We start from the raw sequence: 17,205 nt of genomic DNA on the forward strand, positions 1-17,205 counted from the left end.
TCACCAGCGCAGAACGTTACTAACGAGAAAAGAACATGTTTTTATCTGAAATAAAGAATCCTTCGTCTCCGCGTGCGGATAGGGACAGTGCTACGCTGGACGGATCACCACCACGGCAGTTATGACGGTCCCAAACTCTGTATCCATCGTCGGCGGGGGCATCGGCGGGCTCTCGGCGGCCTGCTACCTCGCCGACGCCGGCGCCGACGTCACCCTTCTTGAGCAGCACGACACCCTCGGGGGTGTGGCCGGCTCATTCGAGTCGGACGGGTTTCGCTTCGACTCGGGGCCGTCGTGGTACCTGATGCCGGAGGTGTTCGAGCAGTTCTTCGAGTCGTTCGGCACCTCCGTCGACGCGGCGTACAAGCTGGAGCGCCTCGACCCGAGCTACCGCATCTTCTGGAAGGACGGCGATCGGCTCGACATCCCCGCCGATCCGGACGCCCTTGCGCCGAAGCTTGAGGCGTACGAGGACGGGGCGGCGGACGCCTTCCACCGGTACCTCGACCACGCCGAGGCCGTCCACGAGCTCGCGATGGACCGCTTCGTCTATCCGCGCCGGGACCGGCTCCGGGACTGGCTCGACACGGACGTGCTGCGGGCGGCCTGGGCCCTGCCGCTGCTCCAGCCGATGGACCGCCACGTCCGGAGCTACGTGGAGCACCCGAAGCTGCGCCAGCTGCTGGAGTACAAGCTGGTCTTTCTCGGGGGCTCGCCCTACAACACGCCCGCCCTCTACACGCTCATGAGTCACGTCGACTTCAACCAGGGCGTGTTTCACCCGGTGGGCGGGATGCAGGTCATCGTCGACGCCCTCGTCGACCTCGCCGAGCAGCTCGACGTGACCCTCGCGTCCGATACGCCCGTCACCGGCCTCCGGGCCCGCAGCGGCGGCGTGCAGGTGCAGGCAAACGGCTCTACGCAGACGGCCGACTGTGTCGTGGCCAACGCCAGCCCGGCCCACGTGGAGCAGTCGCTCCTCCCCCCCGAGCAACGCGACCACGACGACGAGTACTGGGAGGAGCGCACCTACGGCCCGTCCGCCTACATGCTCTACCTCGGCGTGGAGGGGGACGTCGGCCCGCTGCGCCACCACTCGCTCGTGCTTCCCGTGGACTGGGACGCGCACTTCGAGACGATCTTCGACACCCCCGGATGGCCCACCGATCCGGCCTACTACGTCCACGTCCCTTCCAAGACCGACCCCTCGTACGCCCCCGACGGCCACCACTCGGTCGTCATCCTGGTGCCCATTGCCCCGGGCCTGAACGACGGCCCGGCCCGTCGTGCCTGGCTGCGCGAGCGCGTGCTGGACGATCTGGCCGAGCACGCAGTCGACCTTCGAGGGCGCATCGAGGTGGAGCACGAGGCCTGCGTCTCGGACTTCGCCAACTACTTCAACCAGCCGCAGGGCAACGCCCTGGGCCTGGCCCACACGCTGTGGCAGACCGGCCCGCTGCGTCCCGCCCACGGCGCCAGCGCGGCGACGGGGCTCTACTACACCGGGGCGGACACCCAACCCGGCGTCGGGCTGCCGATGTGCCTGATCAGTGGCCGGCAGACCGCCCAGGCCATCGCCGCCGACACCGCCGCGTAGCCCTCTCACCCGCTTTCTCACGCAGCCCTTCTCACCCATGGCTTCCCCTGCTGCTTCGTCGGTCTCTGCTCCCCCACGCCAGGCCCCGGCGCAGTCCCCCGCGACGCTCGCCGTGTGGGGCTCGCGCATCACCCTCGGGGCCCTGGCCCTTGGGGGGCTGATCGCCGCGATGCTCGATGTATCCCTGTCGCTGGAGGCACAGATGGTGGGGTACCTCATCGGCATGGTGGCCCTCAACCTGCCCCACGGCGGCTACGAGCACTTCGAGAACCTACGCCACCGCCGCGTCTCCTTCAGCCTGCGGTACGTCGTGTTGTACGTGGCCTTCCTCGTGGCCTTCGTGGGCTTCTTCTTCGTGGCGCCCGTCGTGGCGCTCGGCCTCGCCTTCTCCACGGCGGTGATCAAGGGCGGGCACGGCGGCCTGAAGGTGATGGACGCCCTGTGCGGGACCGATCACCTGCAGTCGCGGTGGCAGCGCGGCCTGGCGGCCTTCGTGCGGGGCGGCGCCATCATGCTGGTGCCGCTGCTGGCGTGGCCTGGCGTGTACGTCACGTTTTCGACCTACATGGTTCACATCTTCGGGGCGGCGGGCCCGCTCCCGTTCGCAACCCACCTTCCCACCGTGCAGGCGGCTGTAGGGACAATTTACGGCCTGGCCGTGGGAGTCCATCTCGGCGGCGGGCTGTACACCGGCGGCCTCTCCACCGCCTGGCTCACAGACCTGGCCGAGACGACCCTCCTGATCGCCTACTTCACGTTCGTCCCCATGATGCTGGCGGTCGGGCTTTACTTTCCGCTCTGGTACACCCTGCGCCAGACCGCCCGCACCACGGCAGTCGCGTCCCACGACCCGGCGCCGGACCGGTTGTCCCTGCCCCGCACCTGGGCGGCAATGGTGATCGGGGCCCTCGCGACGTTCGGGCTGATGGCGGGCCTCTACGCGCTCGTCCCGAACCCCCTGGGGGGCGCCGGTCTTCTGGGCGGGGCGGTGGCCTTCTACACCATCTTCGTCTGTATCCTGGCACTGCCCCACATCGTCGTGGGCGAGTGGCTGGATCAGGCACGGGGCATCTGGTACGTGCCGTAGCGGCACGCGCCTGATTCGCCCGCCTCCCGTTCTGCTTCACACCCCTACCTGCTGTGTCCCATGGATTCCGACCAGATTATCCTCCGCGACTCGATCATCTTCGCCGTGGCCCTCATGTTCGTGGCCGCGGGGGTGGCCGACGCGGTGCACATTCTCACGGGCCTGTCCTGGTGGGGGGCCGCTCCCCTCGGCGTGGTTCTGTGGGGCACCGCCGCCACCCTGCTCTACCGCCGCGTCCAGCGCCAGCTCGCCGATCCGTCCGGGGAGGCGGTGTCTTGACGGGCGCCCCCACCCTCTTCGACCTGTCGACCCACTCCCCTACCGATGTGAGCACAACCGCCCCTACAGACACTACGCACACGATCACCGTACACGCCGAGGACGGCCGCCACGACATTGAGGCCGAGGCGGGCATCACGCTGCGGCAGGCCCTGCGTCGCCACGGCCTCTCCCCCCACAATGCCGTCACGGACATCGCCAACTGCGGCGGGCGGGGCCACTGCGGCCTGTGTACGGTGGAGATCTTGGAGGGCGCGCCCCCACCAACCCAGGCCCTCGATAGCACGCTCGACGGCGTGGGCCTGGGGCGCCTCTCGTGCCTCGTGACGGTCGATCGCGACATGACCGTTCAGTTGTAGCCGCGCCCCTCGACTACTCGAAGGCGCGAAGGGTCTGCTCGACCTGCCCGGCATACCCGCCCCCGAAGAGGTTGAGGTGGTTGATGAGGTGGTACAGGTTGTAGACGTCGCGACGCGTCTCGTACCCCGGGGCCAGCGACCAGGCCGACCGGTACGCGTCGTAGAAGCGATCGTCGTAGCCGCCGAAGAGCTCCGTCATGGCCAGGTCCGCCTCGCGGTGGCCGTAGTACGTGGCCGGGTCGATGAGGGCCGGATCGCCGACGGCGGTCACCATGTAGTTTCCCTTCCACAGGTCGCCGTGCAGCACGGACGGCTCGGGCGCGGCGGGCAGGAGGTCCGGGAGGCGCCGGTATAAGGTTTTGAGCGGCTCCGTCCACGCGTCGCGCCACCGGTTGCGCTCCCGGGCCATCTCGACCTGTGGCGCCAGCCGCTGCTCGCGGAAGAACGTGGGCCAGTCGTCCGTCCAGTCGTTCGACTGGGGCAGGCGGCCGATGAAGTTGTCCACCTCGAACCCGTACGCATCCGCGGCGTGCCGGTGGAGGGCCGCGAGCCCCTCCCCAAACTGCTCCCAGAAGCGGCGGCCTTCGCGCCCCGGATTGATCCACTCCATGACGAGAAAGCCGGGGCGGTCGTCGGTCGCGGGGGCCGTGTCGTGGACCGGCGGCACGGTGAGGGGGCTGTCGGCCGCGCGGAGCGCCTCCAGCCCCGCCGCCTCCCCCGCGAAGGTGCGGGCCACCTCGTCGTCGCCGTACTTCAGGAAGAACGGCGCGGCGTCGGTTTCGAGGCGGGAGGCGTTCGCAATGCATCCCCCACGCACGGAGGCCACCGACTCGATGGTCACGTCGAGCCGCTCCTCCAGCGTGTCGCGGAGCGCATCCGGTAGCATGGTGACGTCTCGGGCTGGCTCAATGAGCAGGGCGCACGGGCGGGCCCCAATGTCGGGATCTCGGCGCCGTCCCCTACGTCTCCTCCACGTCCTCGGGCGTCTCGTCGCCGTCCACGTGCTCGATCAGGTCGTATTCGTCGACGAGGCGGTGGAGGAGCATGTCCGCGGTGCGCTCGACGATCTCGTAGACCCGCTCGAAGCCCTTGCGCCCGCCGTGGTAGGGGTCCGGCACCTGGTAGTCGTCCGGCTCCGGGTCGAACTCGCGGAAGAGGCGCACCTTGCCCCCGTATTCGTCGTCCTCGTCGAGGTGCAGGACGTCGTTCAGGTTGCTCTTGTCCATCACGAAGATGTGGTCGAACCGCTCCAGGTCCTCAGCCTCGAACTGGGACGCGCGGTGCTCTTCGAGGGAGAGGTCGTTGCGCTGGGCCGTCTGGCGCATCCGATCGTCCGCCGTGTCGCCGACGTGCCAGCTGCCGGTGCCCGAGGACGCGATCTCGAAGTACTCCTCGAGGCCGGCCTGCTCCACCTTGTCGCGGAAGACGGCTTTGGCGAGAGGACTCCGGCAGATGTTGCCGAGGCACACGAACTGGATGCAAATGGGATCGGACATGGAGCCTGCGGGCTGGGTTGGGAGGGAGGCGAGTGCAAAACCATTTTCCTGTACGCGGCGACACACGCGGTGTGCCGGGCGCATGGCCGGATCCCGACCTGCTTTCAACAACCTCTCACGCGACGTCGCCCGCGGTGGGAATCTCTCCGTCCCGTCCCTCATTTCTCAATGCGGTGCCGTCGCCCGGCGCCACGCCTCGCGCTCCCTCCCCACAGCTGTCCGCTGCACCGATGCCCCCCACGAACGACGCCCCCAGCGCCCCGGTCCTTAGCGTCACGGAATTGACGCGTGGGCTCAGCGACCTGGTCGAAGAGCAGTACGAAGACGTGTGGGTGGAGGGGGAGCTGTCCGACTTTACGCGGGCCGCGTCCGGCCACTGCTACTTTACCCTCAAGGACGAGGACGCGCAGATCCGGTGCGTGATGTGGAAGCACCTGACGCAGTACGTCTATTTTGAGCCCGAGGAGGGCATGCAGGTGCGCGTCAACGGCCACGCCTCCGTCTACGAGCGGCGGGGCGACCTGCAGATTCAGGCGCAGGCGATGCGGGAGGCGGGCAAGGGCGCACGGCAGAAGGCGTTCGAGGCGCTCAAGGAGAAGCTGCAGGCGGAGGGGCTCTTCGCCCCCGAGCGCAAACAGGCGCTGCCCCTCTTCCCCGAGACGATTGGCGTCGTCACCTCGGGTCAGGGCGCGGCGATCCACGACATCCAAACCGGCCTGGCGCGGCGCTTTTCCCCGGCGGAAGTCGTGCTGTGCCCGGTGAAAGTGCAGGGCCTGGACGCCCCGCAGGCCATCGCCGATGCGGTGGCGGCCTTCAACGACCTGCCCGCCGGCGATGCCCAGCGGCCCGACCTGCTGATCGTGGGCCGGGGCGGCGGCTCGACCGAGGACCTGTGGGCGTTCAACGAAGAGGTGGTGGCCCGTGCGCTCGCCGCCTCCGAGGTGCCCGTCGTGAGCGCCGTGGGGCACGAATCGGACGTAACCATCGCCGACCTCGTGGCCGACGAGCGGGCCGCCACCCCTTCGGCGGCGGCCGAACTCGTGGTGCCAGACCGGCGCGACGTGGCCGAGCGCGTCCGCACGCTACACGATCGTCTCCAGACCCACGTGACGCGGCGACTCCAGAACGCCCGTCAGCGGGTCGATGCGCTCGTGGCCTCGCGGGCCTTCCACGCTCCGACCCGCCGCCTCGACCAGTACCGGCAGCGCCTCGACACCCTCGTGAACCGCCTGGAGCGGGGCGGCACCCGCGCCGTGGAGCAGGCCCGGACCCGTCTTGACCACCTCCGGGATCGGCTGCACGCCCTCGACCCCGAGCAGCCCCTGCGGCGGGGGTACGTCCACCTTACCCGCGATGGCACGTCCGTCCAGTCGGTTGAGTCGCTTGAAGACGGCGACCGGGTGCGGCTCCGCTTTCAGGACGGCCACCGCGACGCCGAGGTGCTTCCGGACGACGCGTAGCCACAGCGGGTCGGCTTCAGGTCCTTCCAAAGCATCGCCCCCCGTCGCCCATGACGCGCCCACCCTGGTCACGATGTCACGGCATCGTAAAGTCGCGGCCCGGAGCCGTCTCTACGCAGGACGCCTGCTGGCAGAGCGTCCGCGCCCTTGACCAGGAACTGCCCTGTTCGTAGGCTGTACATCCGACTGCTTTGCGCTGGGTGCCGTTATCTTCGTTTCTGAAGGCGGCCCGGCGCTCCTATTCCCTTCTCGCCCCCCGCCCCACGGCCGGCCCGACTGTCACCGTCCCGCGATCCATGGCTTCGGACCCGACCCAACTTACGATTCAGTTGCAGCCGGAGCAGCGTGTGGACGTCATCGACGTGAACCGGCACGTGGAGCAGGAGGCCACAGGGTTCTTGCACGACCACGATCAGGCCCTCTACTGTTCGTACCACACGACGGCCGGGTACCTGGAGGAAACCATCTGCAACCGGCTCGACCAGTGCCAGGACCAGGTGCACGAGTTTTTGGCTCCCTTTCGGGAGCTCTTTCCGTATGGGGCCAACTACCAGCACGATCAGCTCCACCTTCGGAAGGAACTGAGCCCCAAGCAGCGCCGCACGGAGCCCCGCAACGCCGACTCCCACCTCACGTTCATTGGCTCCGGGCTCGAGAACTGTGTCACGTATCCCAGTAGTCCTGCCCGACCGGTCTTCTTCATCGACCTCGACGGGATCAACAAAGACAACCAGGACCGTCGCGAGCGTTGCACGACGGTCATCGGGTACGACAACGAGCGGATCGTCGACCAGACGGAGCTGCGCGTTCCGGTCTCCAACCACCCCATCGACTCGGTCAGCCTGCGCGATCCCCGGCTCGGCATCTTCAAGAAGCTCCACGACCGGGTGGCCGCGCACGGTGTGACCACGGGCCGGGTGCACCTCGAGCTCGTTCCCCAGGAGAAGCACGTGGGCCTCACGGTCAACGAGTACGAGACCCTCCTCATGAAGCACGACCTGGTGGAGGTGCTCCAGGACCCGCTCCGGTTCATGGCGCGGAAGGGCCGCAACATGCTCCGCGACCCCGGCGCCATTCCCAACAAGGCCAAGAACTACGCAAAGTACGACCTCGTCCGTCTCGTCAACAAGGTCGTCGACACCCTGGGCCTGAGCGAGTCGCTGGTGGAGCGCATCATCGACAAGTGCCTGGCGGTGCCGGCCGAGCGATTCTTGCGAATGAAGCGATCGGTGAGCCTGCTCGTGACCGAGGACGAGGCCAACGGCGAAGGGACGATCGAACAGGGCCGCTACCAGAGCCCGATCCTCGTGCAGTGGCGCACCTCGGAGCCGCAGGTCCGCCGCGTCCGAGCCACCCTCACTCGCTTCGAGTAGGGGACGGCCCTAGATCAGCGAGTGGCTCTGGCCGCCGTCCACGTTAATGCAGGACCCGGTGATGAGGCTGGCCCGCTCGGAGCAGAGGAACGTGACGGCGTCGGCCACCTCCGTGGCCCGCCCGAAGCGCTCAATCGCAATGTTTTCCTGGACGAACTGCTCCATCTCCTCCGGGTTCTCCTTCACGCGCTGGTCCCAGCTGCCGCCCGGAAAGCGAATGGAGCCGGGCGCCACGCTGTTGACCCGAATCTCGGGGGCGAGCTCCTGGGCCATTACCTTGCCCACGCTGATGAGGGCCGACTTGGTGGTGTTGTAGAGAGACAGCCCCGCCCCGCCCAGCTCTCGGCCAAAGATGGACGAGATGTAGCAGATGGAGGCCCCGTCCACCTCCCGCATGTGCGGAACGGCCGCCCGGCTCACGCGAACGTGCGACATGAAGTTGAGGTTGATTAGGTCCTCCCAGTCTTCGTCGGACAGCTCCTCGAAGTCGCCTCGCCGGTTGCCGCCCACGTTGCCCACGTAGGTGTCGATCCGCCCAAACCGGTCGTAGGTCTCTTCCACGAGGCGCGCCGGCTCCCCCGCCTCCGTGACGTCCATAGGCAGGGCCAGCACGTCGGCCCCCTCTGCCTCGATCTCTTCCGCCGCGTCGTCGAGGTCCGAGGCGGTGCGCGCACAGATGGCCACGTCGCATCCCTCGCGGGCGAGGGCCTGCGCGATGTACTTGCCGATGCCGCGACTCGCACCGGAGACGATGGCGGTTCGATCTTGAAGTCCGAGGTCCATGACGGAAGGAGAAAGTCGTGAGAGAAAGCAACTGCGTGTGCTGGGTAGGATAGACACCGCCGCGGTCCCCGTCCATCCCTTCGCCCCGAACCGACCGGGCTTTCAACGCATTTGAACAGTCCGCGCTTTTCGTCTTCTCTCCGCTTTCCCGCTCGCAATACCTCCCTTCTCTCGATGCCCGACGCCGGCGACCGCACGTTCGAAGACACCCTGGAGCGCCTCGAAGACATTGTCGAAACCCTCGAGGACGATCCCCCCTCGCTGGACGAGGCCCTCGACGCCTACGAAGAGGGCGTGGCCCTGGCCAACGCGTGCCTCGACCGCCTCGAGGAGGCCGAGCAGCGCGTGAGCGAACTGTCGGTCGACTAGCGCCCCGTGTCGTTCGGGGCCGCCCCTTTTCGTGGACACTACGGGCCGAGCGGGTTCTTCTTGCCTTCCCAGCGTGACGCCAGGGACGCCCGAACATTCGTCACGGTGACCCTCCGGTTCCCCCCTCAGGATTGGGCGCCTCGCCCGCGCCCGTACCCACCGGCTCCAGTTCGGGGGCAACGGTGCCGGGATCGAGGGAGTGAAGCGCCCCGGTGGAGGCATCAATAAGCAGGCCCGGAACGAGCAGGTTCAGGATGTTGACCGTGGCCCAGATGCTGCGTCCGGAACGAAGGGTGACGTGGTGGGGCTCATATCCGTCTCGGTAGATACTGACGGTGTACTCTCGGTTCCGCTTCAAGACCGCCGTCGTGGGCGTCGTGCCCACAGGGCGGCCCTCAACTTCGACCCGTGCCTCGGAAGGCGTAGAGTCTACCTCTATCTCCTGCGAGGAGCCGTGAATAAGGGTGGCGCACCCTGCCATCCCCATCGAGATGAGGACGAGAAGGCACCGCGTGATGGCAGGGACAAAAGAAGAGGGTCGGGGCATGCGTGGGCATTTTGTTCGGCGGGGGCTTTCCCAAAAGGACCGAACAAATATTGTGCCCACCTTGGCGTGACCGCCCTTTGCCGGCCGGGCGTTCTCCAATCCACGGATGGGCAGCGTGCACGGCTCCCCGACTCGGACGGGTGCAGCAGAGGGTATGGCCACGCCCCCGTCCATTCCCCTACACGTCTGGTCCATCCGGCGTAGGGGATCTTCGTCTCCGATTTGTCGTCCCCTTGCCCCTTTCCACCGGGGATCTTTGCACAACGAGAAGAGGGTGGTGCAGGAGCAGCAGGACGGGTGTTTTGCTCGCACACAGACGGCCCCATCGGGCAGGGTCGACGGCCCACAGCCCCCTCACTCAGAAGGCCAACGGGCCGCCCGCCGTGCTCGTCTCGCAGAGGGCACACAGGCCCCACCAAGGAGCAGGTCGACCCCGATGACCTGGGTGCGGGGCCCACCAGCGCGGGCGTCCGGCGTTTCTCTTCTGGCCCCTTACGCCCCGTCCCGGGCCAGGTACCGCGTGCCGCTGTAGAGAAGCCCGACGCCGAGCACCTTCACCAGATCGATCACCGCGAAGCGGAGGAAGCCCTTGTCGATCGACTCCATCCAGGTGCCGTGGCCGGCCGCGTAGTGCAGCCACACGACGCCGCACACGAAGATGAGCGCCCCCCCGACCATCGATGCAAGCGTACTCCCGGAAAAAGCCTTCCACCGTTTCGAGAGCGCTCCAATCACCGCCGCCGCGAAGGGGTAAGAGAGGAGATACCCGGCCGAGGCCACGCCGAAGAGATAGCCCGCGCCGTACCCGTCTCCGGCAAACACCGGCAGGAAGAGGCCGAGCGTCAGGTACAGGGCCTGCGCGAGCAGTCCATTGCGCCATCCCAGGTACAGCCCGCTGGCGTAGACGGCCGCCGTCTGCAGGGTGATGGGCACCTCCCACAGGTAGACCCGAAACTGCACCTGCGCGGCGATGGCCGTCAGCAGGGCAAAGCCAACCACCCCAACCGCCTGAAGAAGTGCAGACGCCCGTTCCTCACGGAGCGCGTCGACGAGGGCCGTGTGCGACGAACGGAGCGAAAACAAGTTGGACATGGTTGCGGGCGAGTGCGTGTTCTGGTTCAAGTACTTAACGTACATGAGAGTATACCAAATTGAACGTGCAACCTGCAAGCCGGCTGGGCTCCTCTTCCCTAATTTTTACGGCGGCGGCTCCCCAGCAGTCCCGCCCGTGGGCGATGAGCATGCCCCAAACGCCCCGGGCCGGGGTGCATCCGGCGTCCGCCCTGAATTCTTCGACAATCACCCGCCGTGTCGTTTCCGAGGGCGGGCCCGTCCTGTAGATTGCGTCCACGTGTCCTTCCTGAGTCCCCAGTGCCATGAAACGCTTCGAAGAGCTGTTCGCCGAACTTAGCGACAAGGTCGACCGGCAGGACCCAGACTCCGGAACTGTGCAGGCCGTGAAGGAGGGGCGCCATGCCATTGGGAAAAAGGTCCTAGAAGAGGCCGGCGAGGTGTGGATGGCCGCCGAACACGAAGGGCGCGACCGCACCGCCGAGGAGATTTCGCAGCTTCTCTACCACCTTCAGGTTCTTATGATCGCCTGCGACCTCGACCTTGAGGACGTGTACGAACACCTTTGACTGCGTGTGAGGGGGCGGGGCCCAGAGCACATCGGCGATCTGGCCGTCCCCTCCTCTCCCACCAGCCCCCGCACCCGACGCTTCCTTTGCGCACCAACAGACGCCCCCTTTGATGCTACAGATCGCCCTCCCCAACAAAGGCGCCCTCGCGGACGGAGCCGTGACCCTGGCCGACGAGGCCGGCTACAACTGCCGCCGCCGCGGCCGCGAACTCTCCGTGCGCGACCCCGACCACGGCGTCGAGTTCGTCTTTCTGCGTCCCCGCGACATCGCGACGTACGTGAGCAAGGGCATCATCGACCTGGGCATAACGGGCCTCGACCTCACGTACGACAGCGGGGCCGACGTGACCCACGTCCTCAACCTCGGCTTCGGCGCGGCCCGCTTCTGCTACGCCGCGCCCAAGGACACTGCCCTGACGCCCGACGACTTCACCGCCGACACGCGCATCGCCACGTCCTACGACACCCTCGTGCGGCGTGACCTGGAGGCACGGGGCGTGGACGCCCAGGTGTTCTCGCTGGACGGCGCCGTGGAGATCTCGATCCAGCTCGGCGTGGCCGATGTGATTGCCGACGTGGTCCAGACGGGCCGCACCATCGACGAGGCCGGCCTCGCGACGATCGGCGATCCCATCCTGAACACCGAGGCCGTGCTGGTCGCCCAGAACGGGCGCACGATGGAGAAGGAGCCCGCCCAGCACTTCGCGGAGCGGGTGAAAGGCATCATCGTGGCCCGCGAGTACGTGGTCGTGGAGTACGACCTGCTGGAGGCCCACCTGCCGGAGGCCCGAGAGATTACGCCGGGCATCGAGTCGCCCACCGTCTCCCCCCTCAACAAAGAGGGCTGGGTGGCCGTGAAGGCCATGATCGAGCGCGACGCGGTGAACGAGGTGATGGATGCCCTTACCGAGCTCGACGCCCGGGGCATCATCGTCACCGACATCCGCACCTGTCGGATGTAACCCGAGGGCGGGCGCCCACAGAAGGAAACGATGGACGTCCACCTCCTGCGTCTCCGCCTTTCTACCGCGCCCCGTACCGGTCGAGCAGTTGTCCGCTGAGGCGCAGGAGCTCGACCTCCGCCTGCTTCGCTTCGAACTGCACCGTGAGGAGCCGGCTCTCGGCCTGGATGAACTGCTCCTGCACCTCGCGGAGCTCGACGCTCGTGATGGTGCCCTGTTCGAACTGCTCTAGGGCTACGTCCACGTTCGCCCGCACCGCCTCCCGGTTCTGCCGTTCGAGGGCCACGAGCTGGAGCCGGTTCTGGTACCGCTCGTACGCGTTCGTAAGCTCGGTGACGAGCCGCGACCGCACGTCCTCCACGGCGAGGCGGGCGTTGGTGGCGCGCACCTCAGCGTTCTCGGTGCGGCGCCACCGATTCAGCCCATCGAAGAGGTCAAGCGTCAGGGACACCCCGTAGGTGAACTCGGTGCTCGTGTTCTCCTGCACGAAGCCGCTCTCGGCATTGAGCTGCGAGTAGCTGAGGCCTGCCGTCAGATCGACCGTGGGGAAGAAGTCGGCCCGCAGCTCGCGCTGCTCGGCCCGGGCCGCCCGCAGGGCCTCGCGGGCCTGGGCGAGGGCCGGACTCTCCTGCAGGGCCGTCTGCTGGGTGGACGCGTACTGCAGGCTCGTGTCCACCTCAATCGTGGGGGCCACCGCGTACCGCGTCGAGGCGTCGTCGGGCCGGGCCAGGAGCTGGTCAAGTTGGTTTTTTGCGTTGGTGAGGGCCACCCGCTGTCGCAAGGCTTCCGTCGAGTCGGCGTTCAGGTCCACGCGGGCCTGCCGCACCTCCAGATCGGAGGCCGACCCGAGGTCCCGCCGGAGCTCGACGATCCGCAGTCGCTCACGTGAGATGGCGACCGCCTCCCGCAGCACCGCGAGCTGTTGCTGCTGCCGCGCCACGCCGTAGTAGCCCTCCACCACGTCGGCCACCAGCGTTTCGACCTGCTCTTCGGTCGCGGCCGCCTGGCGGTCCCGCTCCGCCCCGAGGCGGTCGTACGTCGCGAACGGCCGCAGGCCGTCGAACACGGTCCACCGCGCGTCCGCCCCGGCGCCGGACTGGGTCGACTTCGCCCCGTCCGTGCTCTGCGTCTCGCCGGAGAGGAACACCTGCTCCGAGTTCGAGAGGGTTTCGGAGTAGCTGGCCTGCCCGGACAGGGTGGGCAGGAAGCCCGCGTTGCCGAGGGAGACGTTGTTCTCGGCGATGTCCGTCTCGCGGCGCGCAATGCGGGCCTGGCGGTTGTCGTCGATTGCCCGCTGGATCGCGTCGTCGAGACGGAGCGTGTCCGGACGCTGCTGGGCCTGAACCGGGGAAGGGAGAAGCGGGCCTCCTCCAAACAGAAGAAGCGCGAGGACAAGACGGGTGACAGTGTCCATCTACGGGGAACGAACGCAGGTGCAGAGAGTCGAGCAGTTTCTATTGCGTATTTCGTATTGCGTATTCCGTCTGTTGGCGCAGAAAATACGCAATACGCAACACGAAATACCACGAGCAGCGCTTCTACCCGGACGGCACCCCCTGTTGTTGCGTGGCCAGCTCCTCCTCCGGCAGCCCGTCCCCGCCGGCCCCGCCGTCGCCCACCAGCACGGGCCCGGCGTCCTCGCTCGTGAGGTAGGTGTACGTGGCGGGGATGACGTAGAGCGAGAGGAAGGTACCCACGAGCAGCCCGCCAATGACGGCCACGCCCATCGGGATGCGGCTCTCCGCCCCGGCCCCCAGCGCCAGCGCAATGGGCAGCACGCCGAGGATCGTGGAGAGGGCGGTCATGAGGATGGGCCGGAAGCGGACCGCGGCGGCCTCCTCGATGGCCTCCCGGATCGACAGGCCGGCCGCCTTGCGCTGGTTTGCAAACTCGACGATGAGGATTCCATTCTTCGCCACCAGCCCGATCAGCATCACCATGCCGATCTGGCTGAAGATGTTGATCGTCTGGTTGAAGTACCAGAGGAACAGCATCGCCCCCGCCAGGGCCAGCGGCACGGTGAAGAGGATGACGAGCGGGTCACGGAAGCTCTCAAACTGGGCCGCGAGCACCAGGTAGATCAGGACGAGCGCCAGCCCGAAGACGTAGAGCAGCTGGTTGGACGTCTCCTGGAAGTCGCGCGACTGGCCCGTAAGGGTCGTCGAAAAGGAGGGCCCGAGCACATCGTCCGCCACGCGGTCCATGGCCCCGATGCCATCCTCAATCGTGTTGCCGGGCGCGGGGCGCGCGCTGACGGTGGCGGACATATAGCGGTTGAAGCGGAAAATTTGGGGCGGCGTGGCCTGCTCGCTCACCGACACGAGGTTGTCGAGGGGCACCGGCTCCCCACTCGCGGAGCGCACGTACAGGCTCGTCAGGTCGACCGGGTCGTTGCGGTCCTCCTCGTCGACCGTCGCGAGAATCTGGCGCTGTTCTCCGTCTCGCACGAAATAGCCCACCCGCTGCTCCGCAAGGGCCAGCTGCAGGGTCTGCGCCACGTCGAGCGGCGAGACGCCGATGTTGTCGGCCCGGTTGCGGTCGATCTCCACCTGCAGCTCCGGCTTGTTGAACTTCAAATTCACGTCCACGGCCCCCAGCTCCTCCTGCTGCCGGGCCTGCTCCAGGAAGGAGGGCAGCGCCTCCCGGAGGTTCTCAACGCTGGAGGTCTGCAGCACGTACTGGACCGGCAGCCCCCCGATGCCCCCGCCCACCGAGATCGTCGGTTCCTGCGACACGAAGGTGCGCGCGCCCTCCAGCTCCCCGAGCGCCGCCTGCAGGCTGTCGGCGTACTGCATCTGCGAGACGTCCCGCTCCCCGGGCGGCACGAGACGCGTAAACATAAAGGCCGAGTTGACCGACGAGGCCGCCCCGAAGCCCGGCGAGGTGACCGAGATGGTGGATCGCTGGTGCTCGTCCGGGACGGTCTCGTTCAGCGCCTCGTACATCTTGTCCACGTACCCGCTCATGTAGTCGTAGGTCGCCCCCTCGCGAGCGGCGGCGTTCATGCGCACAAGGCTCCGGTCCTCCAGCGGGGCCAGCTCCTGCGGCAGCGTAAAGTGGAAGGCCGTGATGACGACCCCGCACCCGGCCATGATGACAAACGCCGCCCACCGATATTCCATGAACGCCTCCAGGGACCGCCGGTAGGCGTCGTTCAAATACTCGAAGACCGGCTCCGTCTTGCGGTAGATCCAGGGCTTCTCGTCCCGCTGCTTCAACAGGCGCGTCGACAGCATCGGTGTGAGCGTGAGCGCCACGAAGGAGGAGAAGGCCACGGCCCCGGCAATCACCATCCCGAACTCCTTGAAGAGCTGGCCGGTGAGCCCGCCCATGAAGATGATGGGCGCGAAGATGATCACCAGCGACACGGAGGTCGCCACGACCGCAAAGAAGATCTCGCGCGTGCCCTCCAGCCCCGCCACCATCGTGTCTTTGCCCTCCTCGATTTTCGCGTAGATGTTCTCCAGCACCACGATCGCGTCGTCCACCACCAGCCCGATCGCCAGCACGAGCGCGAGCAGCGTGAGCACGTTGATCGAGAAGCCCATCGCGTACATCACGAAGAACGACCCCGTCAGCGCGATCGGCACCACGATGAGCGGAATGATCGTGGAGCGCCAGTCGCGGAGGAAGAGGAAAATGATGAGCACCACGAGGAGAAACGCGATGAAGATCGTCTGCTGCACCTCGCTGATGCTGTCGCGGATGGGCTCGGTGTTGTCGAAGCCGATGCCCAGCTCCAGGTCGCTCGGGAGCTCCGCCTCGATGTCGTCGACCCGGCGGTAGAACTCGTCCACGATGTCGATATAGTTCGCCCCGGGGAGGGGCCGCAGCACGACCCCCACCATGGGCACGTTGTCGCGCTGCAGGAGCGTCCGCTCGTTGAGCGGCGCAACGTCCGCCTCGCCCACGTCTTCCAGTCGCACCGTCTGCCCATCGGGGCTTTGCTTGAGGATGAGGGCGTTGAAGTCCTCGGTGGTTTCGAGACGGCTCTTCGTTCGCACCGTCAGCTCGATCGTCTCGCCCTCGATCCGGCCCGAGGGCAGCTCCACGTTCGACCGGTCGAGGGCCTGGCGCACGTCGAGCGGCGTCAGGTCGTAGGCCGCCAGCCGCTGCGGGTCGAGCTCCAGATGCATCGAATAGGTCTTTTCCCCCCAAATGTCGACCCGGCTCACCCCCTCGATCGTCTGGAGCCGCTCTTTGAACCGCTTGTCCGCAATCTCGGTCAGCTCCATCAGGCTCCGTGTCTCCGACTCGATGTTCAGAAACACAATCGGCGGCGCGCTGGCGTCGGACTTCGACACGCTGGGGGGCTCGGCGTCGGGCGGGAGCTGTTGTTGGGCGCGGCTCACGCGGTCGCGCACGTCATTGGCGGCCCGTTCGAGGTTGGCCCCCAGGTCAAACTCGACGGTGACGGTGGACTGCCCCTCCCGGCTGACGGACTCGATGGTGCGGATGCCGTCGATGCCGTTGATCTGCTCCTCCAGCGGCTCGGTGATCTGCGAATCGATGACGTCCGCGTTGGCGCCCCGATACTGGGTGCTCACGCTAATGATGGGCGGGTCGACGGCGGGGTACTCGCGCACGCCTAAGAAGTAAAAGCCCACCGCCCCAAAAATCATGATGAGCAACGCAAACACCGTCGACAGGACGGGTCGGCGGATGCTGAGGGAGTAGAGGCTCATTTCTGTTCGTGCGTGTGGGCGGGTGGACCTGTGGACGTGATCGCTGTGTCTGATGCACAAGACGGGACGCGTGAAACGTTGGGCGACCACGCATCACGTGTCACGCATCACGTGTCACTCATCACGAATCACTCGAGGGTGTCAATCCGGATCGGGAGGCCGGTGCGCAGGCTCTGAATGCCGGACGTGATGACGGTGTCGCGGAGCGAGAGGCCGTCGGTCACCTGCACGGTCGAGTCGGTGCGAACCCCGAGCGTAACGTTCCGGGGCTGGGCGACGCCGTTCTCGGCCACGAAGACGCGCTGGCCGTCGAGGGTGGGGACCACCGCGAAGGACGGCACGACGATCGCGTCTGTCACCTCCCCGAGCGGGACCGTCACGTCGGCGAACATGCCGGGGCGGAGTGCACCGTTGGGGTTGGGGGCCCGGGCCCGCAGCTGAAGCGTTCGCGTGTCGGCGCTCATCTGCGTGTTGCTGGCGTAAACGGTGCCCTCCAGGCTCTGCTCGAGGCTCCGTACGCTGAACGTGATGGACTGGCCCGGCTGCACGCGGGCGGCGTACTGCTC

Annotated in this window: 17 protein-coding genes; 9 read left to right on the forward strand and 8 right to left on the reverse strand. The window is 67.1% G+C overall.

Annotation, left to right across the window (positions count from 1 at the left end):
• Positions 1 to 121 precede the first annotated feature (121 nt).
• The 4 genes from V5A20_RS08285 to V5A20_RS08300 are packed head-to-tail and all read left to right on the forward strand — an operon-like array spanning position 122 to position 3,322.
• Positions 122 to 1,597: a phytoene desaturase family protein gene (locus V5A20_RS08285; RefSeq protein ID WP_332327102.1), complete on the forward strand. Its 1,476-nt coding sequence runs from the start codon at positions 122 to 124 to the stop codon at positions 1,595 to 1,597.
• Positions 1,598 to 1,634: 37 nt separating this feature from the next.
• Positions 1,635 to 2,684: a Brp/Blh family beta-carotene 15,15'-dioxygenase gene (locus V5A20_RS08290; protein WP_332327103.1), complete on the forward strand. Its 1,050-nt coding sequence runs from the start codon at positions 1,635 to 1,637 to the stop codon at positions 2,682 to 2,684.
• Between the two features lie 60 nt (positions 2,685 to 2,744).
• Positions 2,745 to 2,963: a hypothetical protein gene (locus V5A20_RS08295; protein WP_332315441.1), complete on the forward strand. Its 219-nt coding sequence runs from the start codon at positions 2,745 to 2,747 to the stop codon at positions 2,961 to 2,963.
• The gene (locus V5A20_RS08300; protein WP_332327104.1) at positions 2,960 to 3,322 is read left to right on the forward strand and encodes a 2Fe-2S iron-sulfur cluster binding domain-containing protein; all 363 of its coding nucleotides are present in this window, start codon (positions 2,960 to 2,962) and stop codon (positions 3,320 to 3,322) included. The genes V5A20_RS08295 and V5A20_RS08300 overlap by 4 nt, the downstream gene beginning before the upstream one ends.
• 13 nt (positions 3,323 to 3,335) lie before the next feature.
• On the opposite strand, the gene V5A20_RS08305 is transcribed toward V5A20_RS08300, so the two are convergent.
• Together V5A20_RS08305 and V5A20_RS08310 are read right to left on the reverse strand one after the other, a co-directional pair.
• Positions 3,336 to 4,208, reverse strand: a complete 873-nt coding sequence (locus tag V5A20_RS08305) for a fructosamine kinase family protein (RefSeq protein ID WP_332315439.1) — start codon at positions 4,206 to 4,208, stop codon at positions 3,336 to 3,338.
• 73 nt (positions 4,209 to 4,281) lie between these two features.
• Complete coding sequence (locus V5A20_RS08310) at positions 4,282 to 4,818, reverse strand: low molecular weight protein-tyrosine-phosphatase (protein ID WP_332327106.1); 537 nt, start codon at positions 4,816 to 4,818, stop codon at positions 4,282 to 4,284.
• 230 nt (positions 4,819 to 5,048) lie between these two features.
• Between V5A20_RS08310 and xseA the strand changes: the two genes are divergently transcribed.
• A complete protein-coding gene (xseA, locus tag V5A20_RS08315; protein ID WP_332315437.1) occupies positions 5,049 to 6,278 on the forward strand; it encodes an exodeoxyribonuclease VII large subunit in 1,230 nt (409 codons plus the stop codon).
• Between the two features lie 296 nt (positions 6,279 to 6,574).
• A complete protein-coding gene (locus V5A20_RS08320; protein WP_332315436.1) occupies positions 6,575 to 7,651 on the forward strand; it encodes a hypothetical protein in 1,077 nt (358 codons plus the stop codon).
• Between the two features lie 9 nt (positions 7,652 to 7,660).
• Here the strand turns inward: V5A20_RS08320 and V5A20_RS08325 are convergent, their stop codons facing one another.
• Entirely contained in the window at positions 7,661 to 8,434 is a 774-nt protein-coding gene (locus tag V5A20_RS08325; RefSeq protein ID WP_332315435.1) for an SDR family NAD(P)-dependent oxidoreductase, read from the reverse strand.
• A 174-nt stretch (positions 8,435 to 8,608) separates the two neighbouring features.
• On the opposite strand from V5A20_RS08325, the gene xseB reads away from it, so the two are divergent.
• A complete protein-coding gene (xseB, locus tag V5A20_RS08330) occupies positions 8,609 to 8,803 on the forward strand; it encodes an exodeoxyribonuclease VII small subunit (protein WP_332315434.1) in 195 nt (64 codons plus the stop codon).
• 100 nt (positions 8,804 to 8,903) lie between these two features.
• Here xseB and V5A20_RS08335 read toward each other — a convergent pair whose 3' ends face one another.
• Both V5A20_RS08335 and V5A20_RS08340 read right to left on the reverse strand, forming a co-directional pair.
• The gene (locus V5A20_RS08335) at positions 8,904 to 9,350 is read right to left on the reverse strand and encodes a PEGA domain-containing protein (protein ID WP_332315433.1); all 447 of its coding nucleotides are present in this window, start codon (positions 9,348 to 9,350) and stop codon (positions 8,904 to 8,906) included.
• Positions 9,351 to 9,842: 492 nt separating this feature from the next.
• Positions 9,843 to 10,487, reverse strand: a complete 645-nt coding sequence (locus tag V5A20_RS08340; RefSeq protein WP_332327107.1) for a biotin transporter BioY — start codon at positions 10,485 to 10,487, stop codon at positions 9,843 to 9,845.
• Positions 10,488 to 10,726: 239 nt separating this feature from the next.
• Between V5A20_RS08340 and V5A20_RS08345 the strand changes: the two genes are divergently transcribed.
• Together V5A20_RS08345 and hisG are read left to right on the forward strand one after the other, a co-directional pair.
• Positions 10,727 to 10,990 carry a phosphoribosyl-ATP diphosphatase gene (locus V5A20_RS08345; protein ID WP_332315431.1) on the forward strand — a complete coding sequence of 88 codons (264 nt, stop codon included), beginning with the start codon at positions 10,727 to 10,729 and terminating at the stop codon, positions 10,988 to 10,990.
• A gap of 112 nt (positions 10,991 to 11,102) precedes the next feature.
• Positions 11,103 to 11,954: an ATP phosphoribosyltransferase gene (gene hisG, locus V5A20_RS08350; protein WP_332315430.1), complete on the forward strand. Its 852-nt coding sequence runs from the start codon at positions 11,103 to 11,105 to the stop codon at positions 11,952 to 11,954.
• Between the two features lie 61 nt (positions 11,955 to 12,015).
• Here the strand turns inward: hisG and V5A20_RS08355 are convergent, their stop codons facing one another.
• From V5A20_RS08355 to V5A20_RS08365, 3 genes are all read right to left on the reverse strand, one after another.
• Positions 12,016 to 13,368, reverse strand: coding sequence for a TolC family protein (locus tag V5A20_RS08355; RefSeq protein WP_332327108.1), 1,353 nt, complete (start codon positions 13,366 to 13,368; stop codon positions 12,016 to 12,018).
• Between the two features lie 124 nt (positions 13,369 to 13,492).
• Positions 13,493 to 16,639, reverse strand: coding sequence for an efflux RND transporter permease subunit (locus tag V5A20_RS08360; protein WP_332327109.1), 3,147 nt, complete (start codon positions 16,637 to 16,639; stop codon positions 13,493 to 13,495).
• Positions 16,640 to 16,767: 128 nt separating this feature from the next.
• A partial coding sequence (locus V5A20_RS08365) for an efflux RND transporter periplasmic adaptor subunit (protein WP_332327110.1) occupies positions 16,768 to 17,205 on the reverse strand: 438 nt, incomplete at its 5' end.

It is taken from the genome of Salinibacter sp., from assembly GCF_036626415.1.
Taxonomy (GTDB): Bacteria; Bacteroidota; Rhodothermia; order Rhodothermales; family Salinibacteraceae; genus Salinibacter.